The 18215-nt window shown below is 68.8% G+C and carries 15 protein-coding genes; 6 read left to right on the top strand and 9 right to left on the bottom strand.

Going from position 1 to position 18215, the window contains the following annotated elements; genetic code table 11:
- Positions 1 to 4: 4 nt before the first annotated feature.
- A complete protein-coding gene (locus P3T27_RS19720; protein ID WP_280680392.1) occupies positions 5 to 388 on the bottom strand; it encodes a DUF6300 family protein in 384 nt (127 codons plus the stop codon).
- A complete protein-coding gene (gene dnaE / locus P3T27_RS19715) occupies positions 385 to 3987 on the bottom strand; it encodes a DNA polymerase III subunit alpha (protein ID WP_280680391.1) in 3603 nt (1200 codons plus the stop codon). Before dnaE ends, P3T27_RS19720 begins: the two co-directional genes overlap by 4 nt.
- A gap of 657 nt (positions 3988 to 4644) precedes the next feature.
- On the opposite strand from dnaE, the gene P3T27_RS19710 reads away from it, so the two are divergent.
- On the top strand, positions 4645 to 5292 hold the full coding sequence (locus tag P3T27_RS19710) for a LuxR C-terminal-related transcriptional regulator (protein WP_280680390.1): 648 nt from the start codon (positions 4645 to 4647) through the stop codon (positions 5290 to 5292).
- Between the two features lie 419 nt (positions 5293 to 5711).
- Positions 5712 to 6170, top strand: coding sequence for a nuclear transport factor 2 family protein (locus P3T27_RS19705; protein ID WP_280680389.1), 459 nt, complete (start codon positions 5712 to 5714; stop codon positions 6168 to 6170).
- Here the strand turns inward: P3T27_RS19705 and P3T27_RS19700 are convergent.
- The 3 genes from P3T27_RS19700 to P3T27_RS19690 all read right to left on the bottom strand — a co-directional run bounded on the left by P3T27_RS19700 (position 6164) and on the right by P3T27_RS19690 (position 9322).
- Positions 6164 to 6925, bottom strand: a complete 762-nt coding sequence (locus P3T27_RS19700; RefSeq protein WP_280680388.1) for an alpha/beta fold hydrolase — start codon at positions 6923 to 6925, stop codon at positions 6164 to 6166. The genes P3T27_RS19705 and P3T27_RS19700 overlap by 7 nt on opposite strands.
- 121 nt (positions 6926 to 7046) lie before the next feature.
- On the bottom strand, positions 7047 to 8153 hold the full coding sequence (locus tag P3T27_RS19695) for a phenazine antibiotic biosynthesis protein (RefSeq protein ID WP_280680387.1): 1107 nt from the start codon (positions 8151 to 8153) through the stop codon (positions 7047 to 7049).
- A complete protein-coding gene (locus tag P3T27_RS19690; protein WP_280680386.1) occupies positions 8150 to 9322 on the bottom strand; it encodes a CoA transferase in 1173 nt (390 codons plus the stop codon). Before P3T27_RS19690 ends, P3T27_RS19695 begins: the two co-directional genes overlap by 4 nt.
- A gap of 206 nt (positions 9323 to 9528) precedes the next feature.
- Between P3T27_RS19690 and P3T27_RS19685 the strand changes: the two genes are divergently transcribed.
- Genes P3T27_RS19685 through P3T27_RS19675 form a run of 3 tightly spaced genes read left to right on the top strand, consistent with a single transcriptional unit; the run spans position 9529 to position 12534 of the window.
- Complete coding sequence (locus P3T27_RS19685) at positions 9529 to 10290, top strand: class I SAM-dependent methyltransferase (RefSeq protein WP_280680385.1); 762 nt, start codon at positions 9529 to 9531, stop codon at positions 10288 to 10290.
- A gap of 22 nt (positions 10291 to 10312) precedes the next feature.
- Complete coding sequence (locus P3T27_RS19680) at positions 10313 to 11737, top strand: carboxylesterase family protein (RefSeq protein WP_280680384.1); 1425 nt, start codon at positions 10313 to 10315, stop codon at positions 11735 to 11737.
- Positions 11734 to 12534 carry a tyrosine-protein phosphatase gene (locus P3T27_RS19675; protein WP_280680383.1) on the top strand — a complete coding sequence of 267 codons (801 nt, stop codon included), beginning with the start codon at positions 11734 to 11736 and terminating at the stop codon, positions 12532 to 12534. Before P3T27_RS19680 ends, P3T27_RS19675 begins: the two co-directional genes overlap by 4 nt.
- A 67-nt stretch (positions 12535 to 12601) precedes the next feature.
- Here the strand turns inward: P3T27_RS19675 and P3T27_RS19670 are convergent, their stop codons facing one another.
- From P3T27_RS19670 to P3T27_RS19660, 3 genes are read right to left on the bottom strand one after another with little or no spacing between them, the layout of a single operon-like run.
- Entirely contained in the window at positions 12602 to 13549 is a 948-nt protein-coding gene (locus P3T27_RS19670) for an LLM class flavin-dependent oxidoreductase (RefSeq protein WP_280680382.1), read from the bottom strand.
- A complete protein-coding gene (locus tag P3T27_RS19665) occupies positions 13546 to 14811 on the bottom strand; it encodes an LLM class flavin-dependent oxidoreductase (protein ID WP_280680381.1) in 1266 nt (421 codons plus the stop codon). The genes P3T27_RS19670 and P3T27_RS19665 overlap by 4 nt, the downstream gene beginning before the upstream one ends.
- Positions 14812 to 14840: 29 nt before the next feature.
- Complete coding sequence (locus P3T27_RS19660) at positions 14841 to 16109, bottom strand: cytochrome P450 (protein WP_280680380.1); 1269 nt, start codon at positions 16107 to 16109, stop codon at positions 14841 to 14843.
- 187 nt (positions 16110 to 16296) lie between these two features.
- Here P3T27_RS19660 and P3T27_RS19655 point away from each other — a divergent pair, with 187 nt between their 5' ends.
- Positions 16297 to 17142 carry a methyltransferase domain-containing protein gene (locus P3T27_RS19655; RefSeq protein ID WP_280680379.1) on the top strand — a complete coding sequence of 282 codons (846 nt, stop codon included), beginning with the start codon at positions 16297 to 16299 and terminating at the stop codon, positions 17140 to 17142.
- 14 nt (positions 17143 to 17156) lie between these two features.
- Here P3T27_RS19655 and P3T27_RS19650 read toward each other — a convergent pair whose 3' ends face one another.
- Entirely contained in the window at positions 17157 to 18206 is a 1050-nt protein-coding gene (locus P3T27_RS19650; protein WP_280680378.1) for an aldo/keto reductase, read from the bottom strand.
- Positions 18207 to 18215: the final 9 nt, after the last annotated feature.

Genomic DNA, 18215 nt, shown 5'->3' with positions numbered 1-18215 from the left:
ACGATCAGAGGACCCCTCGCAGCCACCGGTCGTACTCAGCGGTAAGGAGCTCTTCGTCAACGTGTGCCCGGCGCAGCGACTCAACCCACGCGGCGACCATTTCGCCGAAGACATCGACGTTCTCGGGACTCGCCCTTTCCTCCACGGCGAAGAACGCGATCAACTCGGCTGCGGCCCTGTTGCCGGCAGCGCACTGAGGACAGAGCAAGGTCTCGCGGATTCCGACCACGTCGTCACCGCTCTGGTTCTTCCAGGAGTGCTGATAGCGGACCAGCAGCAGCCCTGAAGTGCCGCACGCCGGACATGCCGGCACATCGGCGATGGCGATGCATAACTCATCGTCACTGACGAGTTCGAAAGCGACAGTCGTCGGGGCCTCCTCCGTCACGCCACACCGCTCCAGGCATCCGGTCCGAAGGTGCCCTTGATGTCGGATGCCAGCGAGGAGGCGTCGACCTGTGCCGCCAGGGCGTAGACGGTCGTCTTCTGCGGGCCGCGCACGCTGAGGTGCACGGGACTGTCGCCGGGGTGCGCGTGCAGGATGCGCTTCAGATCCGCGACGGCCTGTTCGGACACCCGGTGGAAGGGCAGAGCCAGGCGCACCGGAGGCTTGCCACCGTGCTCGGCGCTGGAGACGTCCAGCACCGACAGCTCCCTGCCGAAGATGTTCAGGGTGCCGTCACGGTCCTCGATCTTGCCCTTCACCGAAATGACGGTGTCCTCGGTCAGCACATGAGAGACGAGTTGGTAGACCGCCGGGAAGAACAGCACTTCGATGGACCCGTCACGGTCCGCGAAGTTGACGATCGCCCAGTTGTTGCCCTGCTTGGTCATCTTCCGCTGGACGCCGGTGATCAGGCCGGCCAGCTGAACGTCGCCCTTCGTACGTCCTGATGCCAGGAGTTCGGCGACCGTGGTGTCCCTGGCCCCGGAGAGGATGTGCTCGGCGCCGTCCAAGGGATGGGCCGACACGTAGAGGCCCAGCATCTCCCGTTCCACCGCGAGGAGCTGGGAGCGGGGCCACTCCTGCTCCTCCACGGAGAAGTCGAGACCGAACCCGGGCGCGGAGCCTTCGTCGTCACTGCCCCCCAACCCGGCGAACAGGTCGTCCTGTCCGTAGGAGGCGGCCTTCTTGACGGGCACGACGGCGTCGATCGCGGCCTCGTGGATCTCGACCAGACCGCGCCGGGAGTGCCCAAGGGAGTCGAAGGCACCAGCCTTGATCAACGACTCGATGGCCCGCTTGTTCAGGGCCGGCAGCTCGCACTTGTCCAGCATGTCGGCGAAGGAGATGAACTTGCCCTTGGAGCGTCGTCCGGCGACGACCGCCTCGATCACCGCGTCGCCGACGTTGCGCACGGCCCGCATCCCGAACCGCACGTCGTCGCCGACGGCGGTGAACTCGGCCGTCGACTCGTTGACGTCGGGCTGGAGGACCCGGACGCCGTTCGCGCGGGCATCGGCCAGGTAGACGGCGGCCTTGTCCTTGTCGTCCCCGACCGATGTCAGCAGCGCCGCCATGTACTCGGCCGGATAGTTGGCCTTGAGGTAGGCCGTCCAGGCGGAGACCAGACCGTAGCCTGCGGTGTGGGACTTGTTGAACGCGTAGCCGGAGAACGGCAGCATGACGTCCCAGACGGCTTTGATCGCCTCTTCCGCGTAGCCGTTCGTGCGCATGCCGCCCGAGAACTTGTCCCACTCGGCGGCCAGGACCTCGGGCTTCTTCTTGCCCATGGCCCGGCGCAGCATGTCGGCGCCGCCCAGCGTGTATCCGGCGAGCTGTCGGGCGATGGCCATGATCTGCTCTTGATAGACCAGCAGGTGGTGGGTGGATCCCAGGATCGGGTCGAGTGCTTCCTTCAGGTCCGGGTGGATCGGTGCGGGCTCCTGCTTGCCACTCTGCCGCAGCGCGTAGTTGGTGTGGGCGTTGGCGGCCATCGGCCCGGGCCGGTAGAGCGCGAGCGCTACGGCGATGTCCTCGAATCGGGTGGGCTGCATCAGCTTCAGCAGGGCGCGCATGCCGCCGCCGTCGAGCTGGAACACACCGAAGGTGTTGCCGTCCGACAGAAGCTGGTACGTCCTGGGGTCGTCCAGGGGGATGACGACCGTCTCCGGGTCGCCGTCCATCGGATCGACCGTCGCCAGTTTGATGCCGCGGTTCTCCCGGATGTTCTGGATCGCCTGATCGATGACGCCCAGGTTCCGCAGTCCCAGGAAGTCCATCTTGATCAAGCCCATGGACTCGCAGCTGGGGTAGTCGAATCCCGTGATCTTCACGCCGTCCGAGGCGCGCATGTGCAGGGGAATGCGATCTGTCAGGCGGGTCTTGGAGAGGATCACCGCAGCCGCGTGCACACCGGTGCCGCGCATCAGGCCTTCGACACCCTTGGCGGTGTCCATGACCCTCTTCACATCGGAGTCGTTCTCGTACAGCGCCCGGACCTCGCCGGCTTCGCCGTACCGGGGGTGGGAGGAGTCCCAGATGCCCGACAGGGGGATGGTCTTCCCCCCCTGGTCCGGCGGCAGTGCCTTCACGATCCGCTCACCGTGGGAGAACGGGTAGCCGAGGATGCGCGAGGAGTCCTTAATCGCGTTCTTCGCCTTGATCTTGCCGAATGTGTTGACCATGGCGGTGTACGGGTCGCCGTACTTCTCGGTGACGTAGCGGACCATCTGGTCACGCTGGCGGTCGTCGAAGTCGAGGTCGACGTCCGGCGGGTTGATGCGCTCCGGGTTGAGGAACCGTTCGAACAGCAACCCGTGCTCCAAGGGGCACAGTTCGGTGATCCGCGTGGCGTAGGCGACGATGGAGCCGGTCGCCGATCCTCGGCCCGGCCCGACCGGGATGCCGTTGTCGCGTGCGTGCCGGCAGATGTCCGCGACGACGAGGAAGTACGAGGAGAAGCCCATCGGACCGATGACGGCCATCTCGGTCTCGAACCGTTCCATGGCGTGATCGGGGATCGGGTCGCCGTAGCGCATGGCGAGCCCCTTGAGGACCTCCTTGCGCAGAAAGGCCTCCTGCGTCATGCCCTCGGTGACGTCAGGAAAGTGCGGCATCTCGTCGACGTAGTCGAAAACGTCGTCATACGAGCCGATTCGCTCGGCGATCAGCAGGGTGTTGTCGCACGCCTCCGGCAATTCCGAGAAGAGCTCGCGCATCTCGGCCGCCGTCTTCAGGTAGTACCCGGTGCCTTGGAACTTGAATCGGTTGGGGTCGTCCTTGTTCTTGCCGACGCCGATGCACAGAAGGTTGTCGTGGGCCTCCGCATCGGTCGGACGGACGTAGTGGGCGTCATTGGTCGCGAGCAGCGGAATGCTCAGTTCCTTGGCGAGCCGGAGCAGTCCGTCCCGCACTTCGCGCTCGATGGAGAGGCCGTGGTCCATCAATTCGAGGAAGTAGTTCTCCCGGCCGAAGATTTCCTGGTACGCGCCGGCGGTCGCGCGGGCTTCGTCGTACTGACCCAGGCGCAGACGGGTCTGGATGGCTCCCGACGGACAGCCGGTGGTGGCGATGATCCCCTGCGCATGGCCACTGATCAGTTCCATGTCCATGCGCGGCTTGCCGGACGGGAACTGGCCCGTGTAGGACGCCTCGGTGGAGAGATAGAAGAGGTTGCGAAGGCCCTGGACGTTCTCCGCCCACATCGTCATGTGGGTGAACCGGCCACCGCCGGAGACGTCCTTCGAACCCTCCCCGTTCTCACCCATCGCCCGCTGGCCGCCGGGCCCCCAGAACTCCTGCTTCCGGATCCCCCGCGAGGACGGAGCAACGTACGCCTCGATGCCGATGATCGGCTTGACTCCGTCGAACCCCTTGGCAACTGACTGGAATTCGTAGGCACCGAACATGTTGCCGTGGTCACTCATGGCGATGGCCGGCATCCCCTGACGGGCCACCTCCTCGAACATCGGCTTCATCTGCTGCGCACCGTCAAGCATCGAGTACTCGGTGTGATTGTGCAGATGGACGAACGAATCCGACACGACTGAGGCACCTCCGGGCGTGGCTGAAGGCCTCAGCTTAGCCCCATCGAAGCTTCTGACGGCGAGCCAGATCGGTCGGGGGCAGTGCTGATCCCGGGTCAACACCCGGCGAACGAGCGGGTGTTCCGACGAGGCGATCCAGGCGGTGCAACGGGTGGCCCGGGGCCGAAACCGGCAGGTCGGACGAGATCGGCCGAAACACATCGGCCGCATCCGCCCTCGGCTGCACGCACCGGAACGTGGCCGACGCCGACACGGTTCACTTCGACCGGTCAAGGGATCCGTACCGGACCGCCACGTCCCCGAGGCGGAAGCGGTGGGACCGCTTCCGCCTCGGGGGACGTGCGTTCCCGACCTTCCCTCCGAAGACCGTTCGGAGCGCCCGAACCGCACTTCTCCCGCTGTCCGGAAAGTCGATCAGTGCGGTTCCCAGATCAAGCCCCCATCACACTGGTTGCCTGGACAGGTTTTCGGCCATCCCGGCTCCGGAGGGCTGTGCGACCCGTCACTGCCGTCCGAGCAGGCATTGAGGGTTTGTCATGTCATATGACGGCAAATCTGGCCCTGTGGATCACTGACGTGGCCCGACCATGGGTCTTGCGGGTCACGGCCGTCGGTTGATTGGCTGACCTTCCGATCGCCAGGAGGGGGACAGATGTGGCCACGGACGGGAAAGTGTCCGAGTCGGATTACCTGAAGTCGCTGATCATCAGCACCGTGCAAGAGCTCTGGGAAGACAAGGAAGCCCTGGCCAAGTTCCTGAACGTCGTCCGCCGGAGCAGGGGGTTCGGCAACCTGGCCGATACCCTGGAGCAGTCTCCGGTCCGACCCGCGACCATCGATGAGCGCATGGACGAAATATGCGGTGCACCCAAGCACCCGATGGCGTCCACTATTCAGCAGGAGCTGTCCTGCACGGTGTGGCAGGTATCCGAGGTTCAGCAAGAGGCCCGCGGGCAAGCCGTGAAACCGCGCACCTGGGACAGGGAAACGGAAAGGGCCGTACTGCTGACACCCCGAGAGATCGAAGTGTTCTTCCTGCTCGGCGTGGGATCCTCGAACCGGACGATCGCGACGAAGTTGGGGATCACCGAGCGGACCGTCAAGGCGCATGTCGCCCGGATCATGAGCAAGATCGGCGTGGAGTCCCGGCTCCAGGCCGGGCTGGCCGCGTACGCCTACCAGAAGGCCTCACCGGGTGCGACGGCTTCCGATGCGCATCAGGTGAGGAGCATGGCCGAATTCGGGGAGCGCGCAGAAAACACCATGGACCCCGTTCCCGTGGGCGCCCTCCGCTCCAGGTGATCGTGGCGCCGGCGCTCGGCCGGTGATCCCCGAGCCCGGGACCGGCAACGCCTCACGGCCGAAAGCGCAGGGGTCGCCGCAGGACGGGCTACTGCACCGGTCCGCCCGGGCATGAAGACATTCCGACCCACCCCTGACCGCAGCAAGTTCACCGAAAACTCCCCGCACTCCTTCTACCATTCGGAAGTCGACCGGGGAACTGCACCTTCGTACACGCCACCTATTCACCTGTACGAAGGTGCAGCTTTCGCCGCTGGCGGATTCTGCATAGAAATGGGTCCGATAGAATCCGCTCCCGATGGGCGGCATCTCTACACGTGGCTGCCGGTCGACAGCGCCGCGCGAATCGATTTCGACGGTGCGACCGGATCACACAACGACGAAAATCGTGAAGTCTGCTATGCGCAAGCGGAGGATACATGGCTGAGATTACTCCGGAACTGGTCGCTGCCGCGTACGAGGCGGTGACGTGCGGCGACCGGGAAAAGACCGCACTGTACTGGTCCGAGGACCTGCGTTTCTTCGCACCGGGCAGCCACGCCGGATCCGGCTGGCGAGTGGGGCTTGACGACTTCCTGTCCTACGTGCAGGACATGCTCAAGGCGTCCGGCGGTTCATGGACCATGCAGCCCGTCACGTTGCTCATCAACGACGAGGACGGCTACTCGGTCGACGCCAACAAGATCCACGCCGTGCGCGAGGGCGCTCCGGAGGGCAGCACCTCCCCGTTCGACGTGCTCGACATCTCCGGCGTGCAGATGCTCAAGTGGGAGAACGGCAAGGTGGTCGAGGGGTACGGCGGCATCTTCGGCGACGGCGGGACGAACTACACCCAGTGGTGGTCGCCGGTCGACGGCAACGGAGAGCGTCGCTACTGATCCGCGAGGAAGCCCGCGACCGTCTCCGCCAGCTCCGGCGCGGTGATCGCGGTTGTGTGGTTCCCGGGCACCACCGCGTGCGTTCCGTCGGGCAGGGCCCTGGCCAGGGCGTCCGCGGAGCCGTCACGATCGTCGTCGGCACCCACCACCACGAGCGCCGGCACCCTGATCCCGGTCAGGGTGCCGGCGCTGGTGTCGACGACCGAGTCCAGGACGTGCAGCAGCGCCCGGGGATCGCCACCGGTCGAGATCAGCCACTGCTCGGCCTTCCATTCGGCCGAGCCGGGTTCGAACGTGCCGAGATGGCCGAAGACGTGCCGCAGGTACCGGGCCACCGTGCCGCCGTGACCGGTGACCTCGCGCAGCCCCTGCCCGGCGATGACCGCCCGGCCCGGCACCGCACCCCGCACCAGCATCCGGACGACGGTGCGGGCGCCCAGGGAGTAGCCGCCGAGGTCGTAGTCGGTGAGTTCCAGGTGCTCGATCAACGCGAAGGCGTCGTCGGTCAGCACGTCAGGTGGGTAGCGGGCGGCGTCGCGGGGTGCGGCGCTGTCGCCGTGGGCCCGCAGGTCCGGCATGATCAGCCGGTGACCACGTTCGGCGAGGGCTGCGGAGAACCCGGACCGCACCCAGTTCTGGGTCCCGGACGAGAAGAAGCCGTGCAGCAGCACGAAGGGCCGCCCGGTGCCCGACTCCCGGTACGCGAGCCTGGTTCCGTCCCGGCCGGGGAAGTGACGCACCGGAAGATCGGCCATGTCGTCGACGGTACCCCAAAGGTCCGCCACCGCCCGAGCCCGGGCAGCGGCGGACCTCGCCGTATCGTCCGGTACCCCGGATCGGCCGTCGGGCCGCCCGGACCGGTGCGCACGGGAGGGGTCAGTAGACACCCTCGATGACCTGCTCGCCGGCGAAGGTGTCGACCGGAGCCGGGGAGGACACCGAATCGCCGATCTGTCCGGTCCGTCCCGGCACTCGGATCACCGTGTCGCGTTCGAGGTTGTTGGGCAGGAACATGCCCTTGCTGACGTGGTTCATCACGATCTGCCCGCGTTCGCCGTACCCCACCGGTTGGCCCGTACCGGGGTTGACGACCCGGAAGGTCACCACGGGGCTCCGCGGGTCGTACACGATGTCCTCGTCCGGGCTGAGCCCCGGGCGCTCGGTGGCGCTCTCCAGGATCATCAGACTGCCGTACCGGCTGATCATGCGTACGTTCGGGAAGTGCTCGTGGCGCAGGACGAACCGCTCGTCGACGGTCATGTGGGCGCCGCCCCAGAAGATCAGTTCCACCTTGGCGTTGATGAGCTCGACCAGCCGCGGCCGGCGCGCGCACGCGCGCAGCACCGGCGGGGTGACCACCAGGAGCCCGACCCGCTGGGTGGCCAGGATGTGCTCCGCCTGGTCGAGGATGTGCTCGACGTACGCCTCGGCCTGGTCCGCCTGCTTGCTCGCGATGACCTTCTTGACCCACCGAGGATCCATGTCGATGCAGAACTTGATCGTGTTCTGGCGTTCGGCGATGTAGTCGTACATGCAGCCGATCTTGTGCGGTCCAGTCGGTGTGAGCACCAGAATGTTGGACGGCTCCCGGTCCGCGAACTGGGGCCCCTTCAGCATCCGGTCCACGGAGTCGGCGATCCAGTCCGGCATGAAGATCGCCCGCTTCGGCGCGCCGGTCGTCCCGCCGCTCTCGAAGACCCGTGGGGCGGGCGGGTTGGGGCCGTAGCCGCGCGGTATCAGGTCCTCGACCGGCACGCTGCGCAGCTCGTCCACCACGTTCGGGAAGCGCTGCAGGTCGTCGTAGGTCCGCACCTCCGTCAGCGGATCGAAGTCCAGCTGCCCCATGCGCCGCAGCCAGAACGGGGACCCGGTCTCCGCACCGAAGTGCCAGCGGACCGCGGTCCGCAGGTATGCGTCGGGGTCGGTCGGATCGGTTGACGGGTCCAGCACGTTCCAGCGCTGGTCCTCGACGGTCGTGGTCATCGGTGGTCTCCGTTCAAGACGTCGTCGGTGTGCTCGCCCAGTTGCGGGCCCGGCCAGCGGATCCGCCCCGGTGTCTCGGAGAGCCGGAATGCCACGTTCGGCATGCAGACGCTGTCGAGTTCGCTGTCGGGTACGGTCACCGTGGCCTGCCTCGCCCGGAAGTGCGGGTCCTGCAGTACGTCGTCCACCTCGTAGATCGGCGCGACCGCGGCCCCGGCCTCCTCGAACGCGACGATCACCTCGTCCCGGCGGAAGCCGCCGATCCATTGTCCGAGTGCGTCGTCCAGCACCTCACGGCGTGACACCCGGCCACGACCGGAGGCGAACCACGGCTCGTCGGCCAGCTCGGGCCGGCCCACCAGGCGGACCACCCGCTCGGCCACCGACTGGGCGGGCGCCGACACGGCCACCCACCGCCCGTCGGCGCACCGGTAGACGTTGCGGGGCGCGTTGTTGTCCGAGCCGCTTCCGACCCGCCGGGGTTTGACCCCGAGCTTGTCGTAGGCGGTCACCTGGGCGCCCATCGCAGCGATCATCGCCTCGGTGATCGAGACGTCGGCCACCTGCCCCCGGCCGATCCGCTGCCGGGCGTGCAGGGCGATCAAGGTCGCGCAGGCGGCCTGCAGACCGGCCATCACGTCCGCCAGCGGGAACGCCGGGAGCAGCGGCGGACCGTCGCGGTCTCCGGACATCGCCGCGAGACCGCTCATCGCCTCCGCGAGGGTGCCGAATCCGGGCCTGCTCGCGTACGGGCCGTCCTGGCCGAACCCGGTCACTCGCGTCACGACCAGGTCCGGATTGGCCTTTTGCAGCACTTCGGGGGAGAACCCCCACCGCTCCAGCGTGCCGGGCCGGAAGTTCTCGATCAGGACATCGGCACCCGCCACCAACTCGAGGAAGCGGTCGTGGTTCTGTGGGTCCTTCAGATCCAGGACGACGCTCTTCTTGTTGCGGTTCACGACCTTCCACAGCAGCGGAACGTCGTCGCACTGGTAGCCGTACCTGCGGAGCGGATCTCCGGTGGGGTGCTCGATCTTGATCACGTCGGCACCGAAATCACCCAGCATCGCCGCCGCGAACGGAGCCGCCAGCAAAGTCCCGATGTCGATGACCTTCACATCGGCGAGGGGCGCCGGAGCACCGTCCGGCACCAACTCTTGCTCCGGCATTGAACCATCCTCCGGCATCGGCAGAATACTGGACACTGCCCACTTCTATCGATCGTCCGACGCCGGTGTGAAGTGGACCTTGGTACACCGGTGGTTCTGCACGAAGGTTCACTTCACCTCCCACAGCGATACCGGTTACATGGGGAACCTCGGCATACTGACTGCCGAACTTCAGCCGGTCCGAGTGGCGGGGGGAAATAAATACCATGTCCTTCAGCACACGTCATCTCGACCGTGCACGTGCCGAATCGTTCGGCGCCACGGCCGAGGACTACGATCGTTACCGCCCCGAGTACCCGGTCGACCTGGTGGACGACCTCGTGCACCTGCGCGCGACGGACGTCCTCGACGTCGGGTGCGGCACCGGGAAGGCGTCCGCGGCACTGGCCGCGCGGGGGCTGTCCGTATCCGGGATCGAGCCTGACGACCGCATGGCCCACGTCGCGCGGCGCCGGGGCCTGCCCGTCGAGACCACGACGTTCGAGGCCTGGCATCCGGGCGGGCGGCGGTTCGACCTGATCATCAGCGCGGACGCCTGGCACTGGGTGAACCCGGCGCAGGGTGCCCGGAAGGCCGCGCAGATCCTGGCGCCCGGCGGGCACATCGCCCGTTTCTGGAGCTTCCACGTACTGGACGACCCGATACTCGAGGAACTCGACGGGGTCTACCGGAAGCACGCCCCCGGAGTCCAGGTGGGCGGCGCCCGGCAGAAGAGCACGGCCGGTGTCCGGGATCCGCTGGCGGACGGCGAGGACTTCGTCGCGGTGGCCCAGCGGGATTACCGGTGGAGCCTCGCCCTGAACGCGGACGAATGGATCGGGCTGATCAGTACGTTCAGCGACCATCACCGCATGGCGCCCACGGACCGGTCCGCCCTGTTCGACAGGGTGCGCGAGGTGATCGAGAGCCGCGGCGGAACCGTCCGCACCACCTCGGGCACATTCCTTCAGTTGGCTCGACGCGTGTGAGTTCGGCAGACGAGGAGACAGCGTGTTAGCGATCGAGACCACCTCCGGACCTGTCCGCGGATTCCTCGATCGCGGCGTCCCGAATTGGCGCGGAATACCGTACGGGCGGATTCCGGGCCGATTCCGCCCCGCCCTCCCGGCCACGGCCGGGGACCCCGTCGACGCCGATCGGTGGGGCCCGGTGAGCTGGCAGGTGCCCATGTCCCCGACGCCGCAGCGCTGGAGTCCGCTGTACCCGGACGCCGTGCAGCACGAGGACTGCCTCAACCTCAACATCTGGTCCGCGCGGCCGGAACGCCCCGATCCCCAGCCGGTGCTGGTCTGGTTCCACCCCGGCCGGCACATGGTCGGCGGAACGATGCGGACCGTCGACCCGTGGGCCTACGCGGCCCGGCACGACCTGGTCATCGTGACGGCCAACTACCGCCTGGGGCCGTGGGGTTGGCTGTCACTGGCCGACCTCGACCCGGAATTCGCCGACAGCACCAACCTCGCGGTGCGCGACCAGCTGCTGATCCTGCGCTGGGTTCGGGACAACATCGCCGCCTTCGGGGGGGACCCCGGCAACGTGACGATCTTCGGGCTGTCGACCGGCGGAACCGACGTGGCGACCCTGCTGGGCGTCCCCTCGGCCGTGGGGTTGTTCCACAAGGCCGCCATCTACAGCGGCAACGCCGAACTCGCGCAGTCGCGGGAGGAAGCGGCCGGGCTCGCGGAGCGTTTCCTGAACGCCGCGGGCAGTCTCGCGAACGACGCCGGCGCCCTTGCCGAGCTGTCGAACGTGGCGCTGCGGTACGCGCATTCGCAGACCCTGCGCGCCGGACAGGTCCGGTACCACGCGGTGGTCGACGGTGACCTGATCCCGCGGCCGCCGCTTCCGGCGGTGGCGGATCGCGCGGAACCGATTCCCGTGCTGGTCTCGGTCACCTCGGAGGAAGCGGGAATCCTGGAGATCGTCGAGGAGGGGGCGGCCGTCGACGCGAAGTACTCCCGGCTGATCGGCGGCCCCGACGGCACGACCCGCGGGGAGAAGGTCAGCCGGCTGTCCGACGAGCTCTACGTCCGTCCGGCCGAGCGACTGCTGTCCGCGCTGAACACGCCGGACCCGGGTGCGGGCGGCAGCGAGCCCTGCTGGGCCCAGGTGTTCGACTACCACCCGACCACGTCGCATCTGGCCGGGTACCCCGGGATCGCCCGCCGCGCCGTGCACGCCGCCGACACCGCGGCGCTGTTCTGCGACACGGACGGACCGGAGGGCACCGAGACCGACCGCGCGGTCGGGGCCCAGGAGCAGAGCGGGCTCGTGCGCCTGGCGCGCGACGGTGATCCGGGCTGGCCGGCGTACACCTCGCAGGCACCCCTCGCCCGCTGGATCGGACCGCGTTCCACGGGCCGCGCCGACCTGCGGCCGTTGCCCCTGACCGAGAGTGCGGAGGTTGCGCGATGAGCTCGAGCACCCGGCGGATCGCGTTGGCGGGCGCGCTGAACGTCCGTGACCTGGGCGGACTGACCACCACGACGAACGGCGTCACCCGGTTCGGCCGGCTGATCCGGTCGGGCGGCCTCCAGGACCTCACCCCGGCGGACGTCGAACACCTCACGCGGACGCTGGGCGTCCGCGAGGTCATCGACCTGCGCAGCACCGCTGAGGTACGGCGCGAGGCACCCGGGCCGCTGGCCCGGGTGCCCGGTGTCACGATCCACAACCTGTCGCTGCTCGCCGAGTCTCCCCCGGGCTCGGCCCAGGGCTCGGACCGGGTGGACACCGAGCGGGCGATGCCCTGGAACCGGGCGGGCGCGGACGGTCGGTCCAAGCCCGCGGGCTCGACCGGGCACTACCTCCGCTACTGCGCCGAACGGCCGGACTCCGTGGTGACGGCGCTGCGCGTCATCGCGCACAGCACGGGAGCGACCGTGGTGCACTGCGCGATGGGCAAGGACCGGACCGGGGTGGTGTGCGCGCTGGCCCTCGACGCGATCGGGGTGAGCAGGGAGGCCGTCGTCGCGGACTACGTGCGCTCCGGCGAGCAGATGGCCGAGATCGTGGAGCGGCTGCGCGACAACCCCCTGTACGCCGCCGACATCAGCTCCCGGCCGTTCACGAGCCTGCTGCCGCGCCCCGCCTACCTGCAGGATCTGCTCGACACGTTCGACGACCGGTTCGGCGGCGTCCGCGCGTGGCTCAACTCCCACGGCTGGACGGAGGACGATCAGCGGGCACTGGCCGGCCGCCTGCTCGACTGAGCGACGGGTGACCTGCGCGATGGGCCTGACCTCCACCTCGGTGGCGGTCAGGCCCATCATCGGTCGGTCAGCGGCCGGCCGGGCGTGGCAGTCCCAAGCGGGCACGCAGCGTGGTACCGGAGCCCTGGGGAAACTCCTGCCGCACCGCGCGGGCCGTCTCCAGGACAGTCTCGAACCCGGCGTCGGCGGACGGGACCAGGACGAATCCGTCCGCAGGTCCGGCTTCCGCCTCGCGCAGCAGCTCGTCCACGGGGGTGTCGGCCCTCCGCTCCAGGAGCAGCCGCACGTCCTCCCGGCGCCGCCCGGCCGCACCGCACGCGTCGTTCAACGCACGCGCCACATCCGCCGCGGCATCGGAGACCTCCAGCGGCACGATCGCCAGGTCGCCGAACGCGGCGGCGGAGGCGGCGTCCTCGGCGCAGGACACGCGCCGGACCAGCACCGGGTGTCCCTGCGGCGGGCGGGCGATGTTCAGCGGGCCGGCCACGGTGAAGTACTCGCCGCGGTGGTCCAGGCTGCGCAGCCGCTCGGGCAGGAAGTACACGCCCGATGCGCGGTCCCGGAGGAAGGCGTCGTCCTGGAAGCTGTCCCAGAGCCCGGCCATCACCTGGGCGAACTCGTCCGCGCGGGCCCGCTGCGACGGGAGCGGGGCGGGAGCGTCGGTGTGGTGGTTCGCGGCGTCCGCCGCCACCGCGGGCGGGGCGATCGCCCATCCCGCCCGGCCGCCAGCGAACTGGTCGATCGTCGCGAGCAGCCGGGCGACGTGGTACGGCGCCGAGTACTCGGTCGCGATCGTGGGCACCAGGCCGATCCCCTCGGTCGCCACCGCCAGTGCCGCGGCGAGCGTGCCCGCCTCGAAACCGTCCGGGCCGTCCGGGCCGACCGAGCGCCGGTCCGGCAGGATCAGGGCGTCGATGCCGCCGTCCTGCGCGGCGCGTGCCCGGTCGCGCGCCTGCGCGAATCCGCCGTCCCCGTTGGGGCCGGCGGGCAGCGGGGTGAACAGCGCGATCGTCATTTCACACCTACCCGTGACGCGGTGGTCAGACCGAGATTGTCCCGCAGGGTGCCGTCGGTGTAGGCCGTGCGCACCAGGCCGCGCCGGCGCAGCTCGGGCACGACGTGGTCGACGAAGTCGTCCAACGATCCCGGCAGGTAGGGGAAGTCGACGATGAACCCGTCGGCCGCTCCCTGGGTGAACAGGGACTCCATGTGGTCCGCGAGCTGTTCGGGGGTGCCGGCGACGATGTCGCCGGCCGTGCGCAGGGAGAGTTGACGCAGCGTCAGGTTCTCCCGCCGGGCCAGCTCGATCCAGCGCTGCGCGGTGCTGTGCGAGTGGTTGGACACCGGCAGGTCGGGCACCGGTCCGTCCAGCGGATAGCCGGTCAGGTCCACGTCGCCGAGCTGGTCCTGGAGCGCCCGCAGCGCGACGATGTCGGGCATCAGCTCCTGCAGCTCCCGCAACCGGTCCCGGGCGGCGGCCTCCGTGTCGGCGACGATCGGCTGCAGACCGACCCAGATCTGGATCGACTCGGGATCACGGCCGTACGCGGCCGCGCGCTGCTTGAGGTCGGCGTAGAACTCCTGGGCGTCCGCCAGCCTGGTGTGCCGGGTGAACAGCACCTCGCCGTGCCGGGCGGCGAAGTCCCGCCCGACCGGGGACGCGCCGGCCTGGAAGATCACCGGTCGGCCCTGTGGCGGGGACGGCACGTCGAGCGGGCCGCGCACGCTGAAGAACCGCCCCGTGTGGTCCACCGGTTCGCGACCGTTGGACCAGAGCCGGTTCGTCACCGAGATGAACTCGTCCGCCCGGACGTAGCGCAGATCGTGCTCCATGTGTTCGTCGAAGCCGAAGTTGCGCGATTCCCAGGGCGCGGCCGAGGTCACCACGTTCCATCCGGCCCGGCCACCGCTGAGGTGGTCGAGGGAGGCGAACTTGCGGGCGATGTCGTAGGGCTCGTTGTACGTCGTGGTCGCGGTCGCGGCGAGACCGATGTGGTCGGTGACCGCCGCGAACGCGGACAGCAGCGAGAGCGGCTCGAAGTGCTCGTTGCGCGCGGTCCTGCTCAGATGCTCCACGTCGGTGCCCCACAACGCCACGACGTCGGGGACGAAGAGGCAGTCGAACACCGCGCGTTCGAGCGTGCGCGCGTTGCGGCGGTGGAATTCGAAGTCGAGCTGGGCGTCAGGTCGGGTCAGCGGATGCCGCCAGGCGGCGATGTGCCCTCCTGGACCGTCGATGATCGCTCCCAGCCGCAGCACTCTGGGCTGCCGTGCCATGTCGCCTCCCGCAGGTGTTCTCCGGCCGGTCACTCGGACAGTGCCGCCGGCAGTGGGTTGCTCGCCGATTCCGAGCCGATGCGCTCGCCGGGGGTGAACCGCACCGGCATCCGCAGGTAGCCGTGGATCTGGCCCACGGTGGGGTACTTCTCGGCCTCGCCCGTGATGATCTGGTAGTCCGGCATGCGCGCCAGGACCTCGCCGATCACGACCTCGAAGTCCATGCGGGCGATGTGGCGTCCGATGCACCGGTGGATGCCGACGCCGAACGCCGCCTGCCGGCCGGCGTCCCGGTCCAGGTCGATGACCTCCGGCTGCGGGAACACCTTGGCGTCCAGGTTGGCCGCGGCCCACGACAGCAGCACGCGTTCGCCCTTGCGAATCGGGCAGCCGTCCACCGTGGTGTCCGCCATCGCGGTGCGTCCGGCGCCCATGACCGGGGTGAAGTACCGCAGGAACTCGTCGCACACCTCGGGGATCCGCTCGGGCGAGTCGACGAGCGTCTTCCGGGCGTCCCGGTTGCGGTCGAGGTAGTCGAGGGTTGAGGCGAGCAGGGCGGTCGTGGTGTCGACCCCGCCGGGGATGACGGCGTTGCAGACTCCGACGACGTCCTCGTCGGAGAGCTTCTCCCCCCCGATCTCGACCTGGGTCAGGAAGCTGATGAAGTCGTCGCCCGGGTGGGCGCGGCGCTTCGGAACCAGGGCGCGCACCTCTTCGATCAGCCGCGCGAAGTCGGCCTCCACGCGGTCGAACTCCGGGGTTCCCGGGTGGGTGTAGACCAGCGCGTGCAGGACGTCGGCGTAGACCCGCCAGTCGTCCATCGGCAGTCCCACGAGTTCGAGGGTGATCAGCGCGGGCACCGGGTTCGACAGGTCGAGCACCAGGTCGATCTCGCCGCTCTCGATGAACTTGTCGACGCACCAGGTGGCGTACTGCTGGATGCGCGGGCGCAGCCGTCGAGCGGCCGGCGGGGAGAAGAAGGTGTTGAGCGCCTTGCGCCATTCCGTGTATTCGGGCGGGTCGATTTCGAGCGGCAGACCGCGGAACGACGACGCCGGAACGACGGTCCCCTGCGGCCGGCCCGGCACATTGGGAAGTTCGTGCGCGGATGAGAACAGTTCGGGCTGGTGCGCGACCCGGGACACCTGCTCGAATCCGGAGACCAGCCAGAAGCCGCCGTGCTTCCGGCTGTAGGACACCGGGCAATGGGTGTTCATCGCGATGTTCGCGGCCCAGGGGTCGGCGGCGTACTCCGCCGAGTGATGATCGAAATCTGTTTCAGTCCGCTCTTCGGACATCGCCCCATCCTTCCACCCGGCACGCCGGAATACTCATTCGGTTCTATCGGATCCGCACAGGCGGGGTGAATCATACCTTTGTACATATATGTGCGCGTGTACGAAGGTCCACTTATGGTCGCTCCCCGGGGCCATTAAATTCTACCGAGACCTCAGACGTATCCGAATCTCGCAAGGAAGTGACGCCATGACGGTCGGACCATCCGGCGCGAACAGCGACGTCGCGAATTTCTACAACGGCAGTGGAAAAGTTCGCGTAGCAGGAAAGATACGAGACCGCTGGGGCGGTAACCTGCACAACGGGTACTGGCACGACGATGACGACGACGCGCCCCCGGAGGTGGCGACGGACCGGCTCACCGATCTGATGATCGAGCGCCTGGCCCCGCAGCCCGGACAGCGCGTGCTCGACATCGGCTGTGGCATCGGCAAGCCGGCGACCCGGCTGCTCCGGACCCACCCGGTGGACGTGGTCGGGATCACGATCAGTGAGTCCCAGGTGGCGCAGGCCCGGGCCGGCGTATCCGAGGCGGGTCTCGCGGACCGTGCGACGTTCGAGTACGCGGACGCGCAGCGGATGCCGTTCCCGGATGACTCGTTCGACGCCGCGTGGGCGCTGGAATCGCTGTTCCACGTCCCGGACCGGGACCGGGCGCTGGCCGAGACGGCGCGGGTGCTGCGGCCGAAGAGCCGGTTCGTGATCGCGGACTTCGTGCTGCGGACGCCGATCAGCGAGGAGGGCCTGCAGGCCGTCCAGCGGATCTGCGAGACCTTCGGCGTGCACACGGTCGGCCCCCTGGACGACTACCTCGCCCAGCTGTCCTCGCACGGCTTCACCGGCTTCGACGTCCTGGACATCAGCGACAACGTGGCGCGCACGGGGAACCTCCTCGCCGACGCCTGGGAGGACGTGCGGGAACAGCTGGTGGAGGACGGGAACTCGGACAAGGTCGACGCCCTGATCACGGCGACCCGCGACTTCTCCAACACTCCGGAGTTCGGTTACGTCCTCGTCTGCGCGACGCTGGGCTGACCCGTCCGGTCGGTTCATTCGATCGTCCGGCTCCGCTGCATCGCGCCGAAGGCGCCGTAGGGGTAGCCGGCCGGCCGCGGGTCGCTCGCCTCGGTGAGGCGAGCGACCTCGTCGTCCGCCAGGGTGATCCACCGGGCCTGGAGGTTGTCCGCGAGCTGCTGCGCGTTCCGCGCGCCCAGGACGGCCCCGCTGACGCCCGGTCGGGCCGTCACCCACGCCAGCGCCACGGCGCCCGGGGTGACGTTCCGCGCGACGGCGATCTCGTCGAGGATCTTCAGGATCTCCCACGTGCGGTCGCTCGCGGCGTGCGAGCGGTACAGGGCGTTGACGTAGGCGGCGTGCATCTTCCCGCGCTCGCGCTGGTCGGCGAACCTCGCCGGGCCGTCCGGCGCGGCGTGCGGTGCGTACTTGCCGCTGAGCAGGCCCCCGGACAGCGGCGACCACGCGAGCAGCCCCAGGCCGTTGGCCCGGCCCGCCGGGACGATCTCCCATTCGACCTCCCGGCACAGCAGGCTGTACTGCGCCTGGAACGTGACCGGCCTGGCCAGCCCCATGGAGTCGGCCAGGCCGACGGCCCTCTGCAGCTGCCAGCCGGTGTAGTTGGAGATGCCGACGTAGCGGATCTTTCCGGCGCGCACCGCGTCGTCGAGGAACCGCAGGGTCTCCTCCTGCGGCGTCAGGGGGTCCCAGGTGTGCGCCTGGTAGAGCGTCACGCAGTCGACGCCGAGGTTGCGCAGGGACGCCTCCAGCGCGCGGGTCAGGTTGTGCCGCGTGTTGCCCCACTGGTTCCGGCCCGCCGTGGTCGTGAAGCCGCCGCCCTTCGTCGACAGCAGCATCCGCTCGCGCACCTCCGCCGTCTGGGTGCGCAGCCACCGGCCGACGAGCACCTCGGCCTGGCCGTCGGCGTACGCGTCCGCCGTGTCGATCAGCAGGCCACCGGCGTCGGCGAAGACGTCCAGCATCCGGATCGCCTCGGACTCGTCGGTACTGCCCCCGAAGGTCGCGGTGCCGAGCGCGTAGATCGAGGTGGCGAGTCCGCTCGCGCCGAGGGGGACATACTTCATGGGTTCGTC

Origin of the sequence: Kitasatospora sp. MAA19 (assembly GCF_029894125.1) — a bacterium.
In the GTDB taxonomy this organism is placed as follows: Bacteria; Actinomycetota; Actinomycetes; order Streptomycetales; family Streptomycetaceae; genus Kitasatospora.
Note: the sequence above shows the minus strand (reverse complement) of the source record. Positions and strands in the feature narration are given on the sequence as shown.

Coding starts and splice junctions, on each gene's coding strand:
- P3T27_RS19705 (WP_280680389.1), top strand. CDS start 5,712: ATGGCTGAGATTACTCCGGAACTGGTCGCTGCCGCGTACGAGGCGGTG.
- P3T27_RS19700 (WP_280680388.1), bottom strand. CDS start 6,925: ATGGCCGATCTTCCGGTGCGTCACTTCCCCGGCCGGGACGGAACCAGG.
- P3T27_RS19695 (WP_280680387.1), bottom strand. CDS start 8,153: ATGACCACGACCGTCGAGGACCAGCGCTGGAACGTGCTGGACCCGTCA.
- P3T27_RS19690 (WP_280680386.1), bottom strand. CDS start 9,322: ATGCCGGAGCAAGAGTTGGTGCCGGACGGTGCTCCGGCGCCCCTCGCC.
- P3T27_RS19685 (WP_280680385.1), top strand. CDS start 9,529: ATGTCCTTCAGCACACGTCATCTCGACCGTGCACGTGCCGAATCGTTC.
- P3T27_RS19675 (WP_280680383.1), top strand. CDS start 11,734: ATGAGCTCGAGCACCCGGCGGATCGCGTTGGCGGGCGCGCTGAACGTC.
- P3T27_RS19670 (WP_280680382.1), bottom strand. CDS start 13,549: ATGACGATCGCGCTGTTCACCCCGCTGCCCGCCGGCCCCAACGGGGAC.
- P3T27_RS19665 (WP_280680381.1), bottom strand. CDS start 14,811: ATGGCACGGCAGCCCAGAGTGCTGCGGCTGGGAGCGATCATCGACGGT.
- P3T27_RS19660 (WP_280680380.1), bottom strand. CDS start 16,109: ATGTCCGAAGAGCGGACTGAAACAGATTTCGATCATCACTCGGCGGAG.
- P3T27_RS19655 (WP_280680379.1), top strand. CDS start 16,297: ATGACGGTCGGACCATCCGGCGCGAACAGCGACGTCGCGAATTTCTAC.
- P3T27_RS19650 (WP_280680378.1), bottom strand. CDS start 18,206: ATGAAGTATGTCCCCCTCGGCGCGAGCGGACTCGCCACCTCGATCTAC.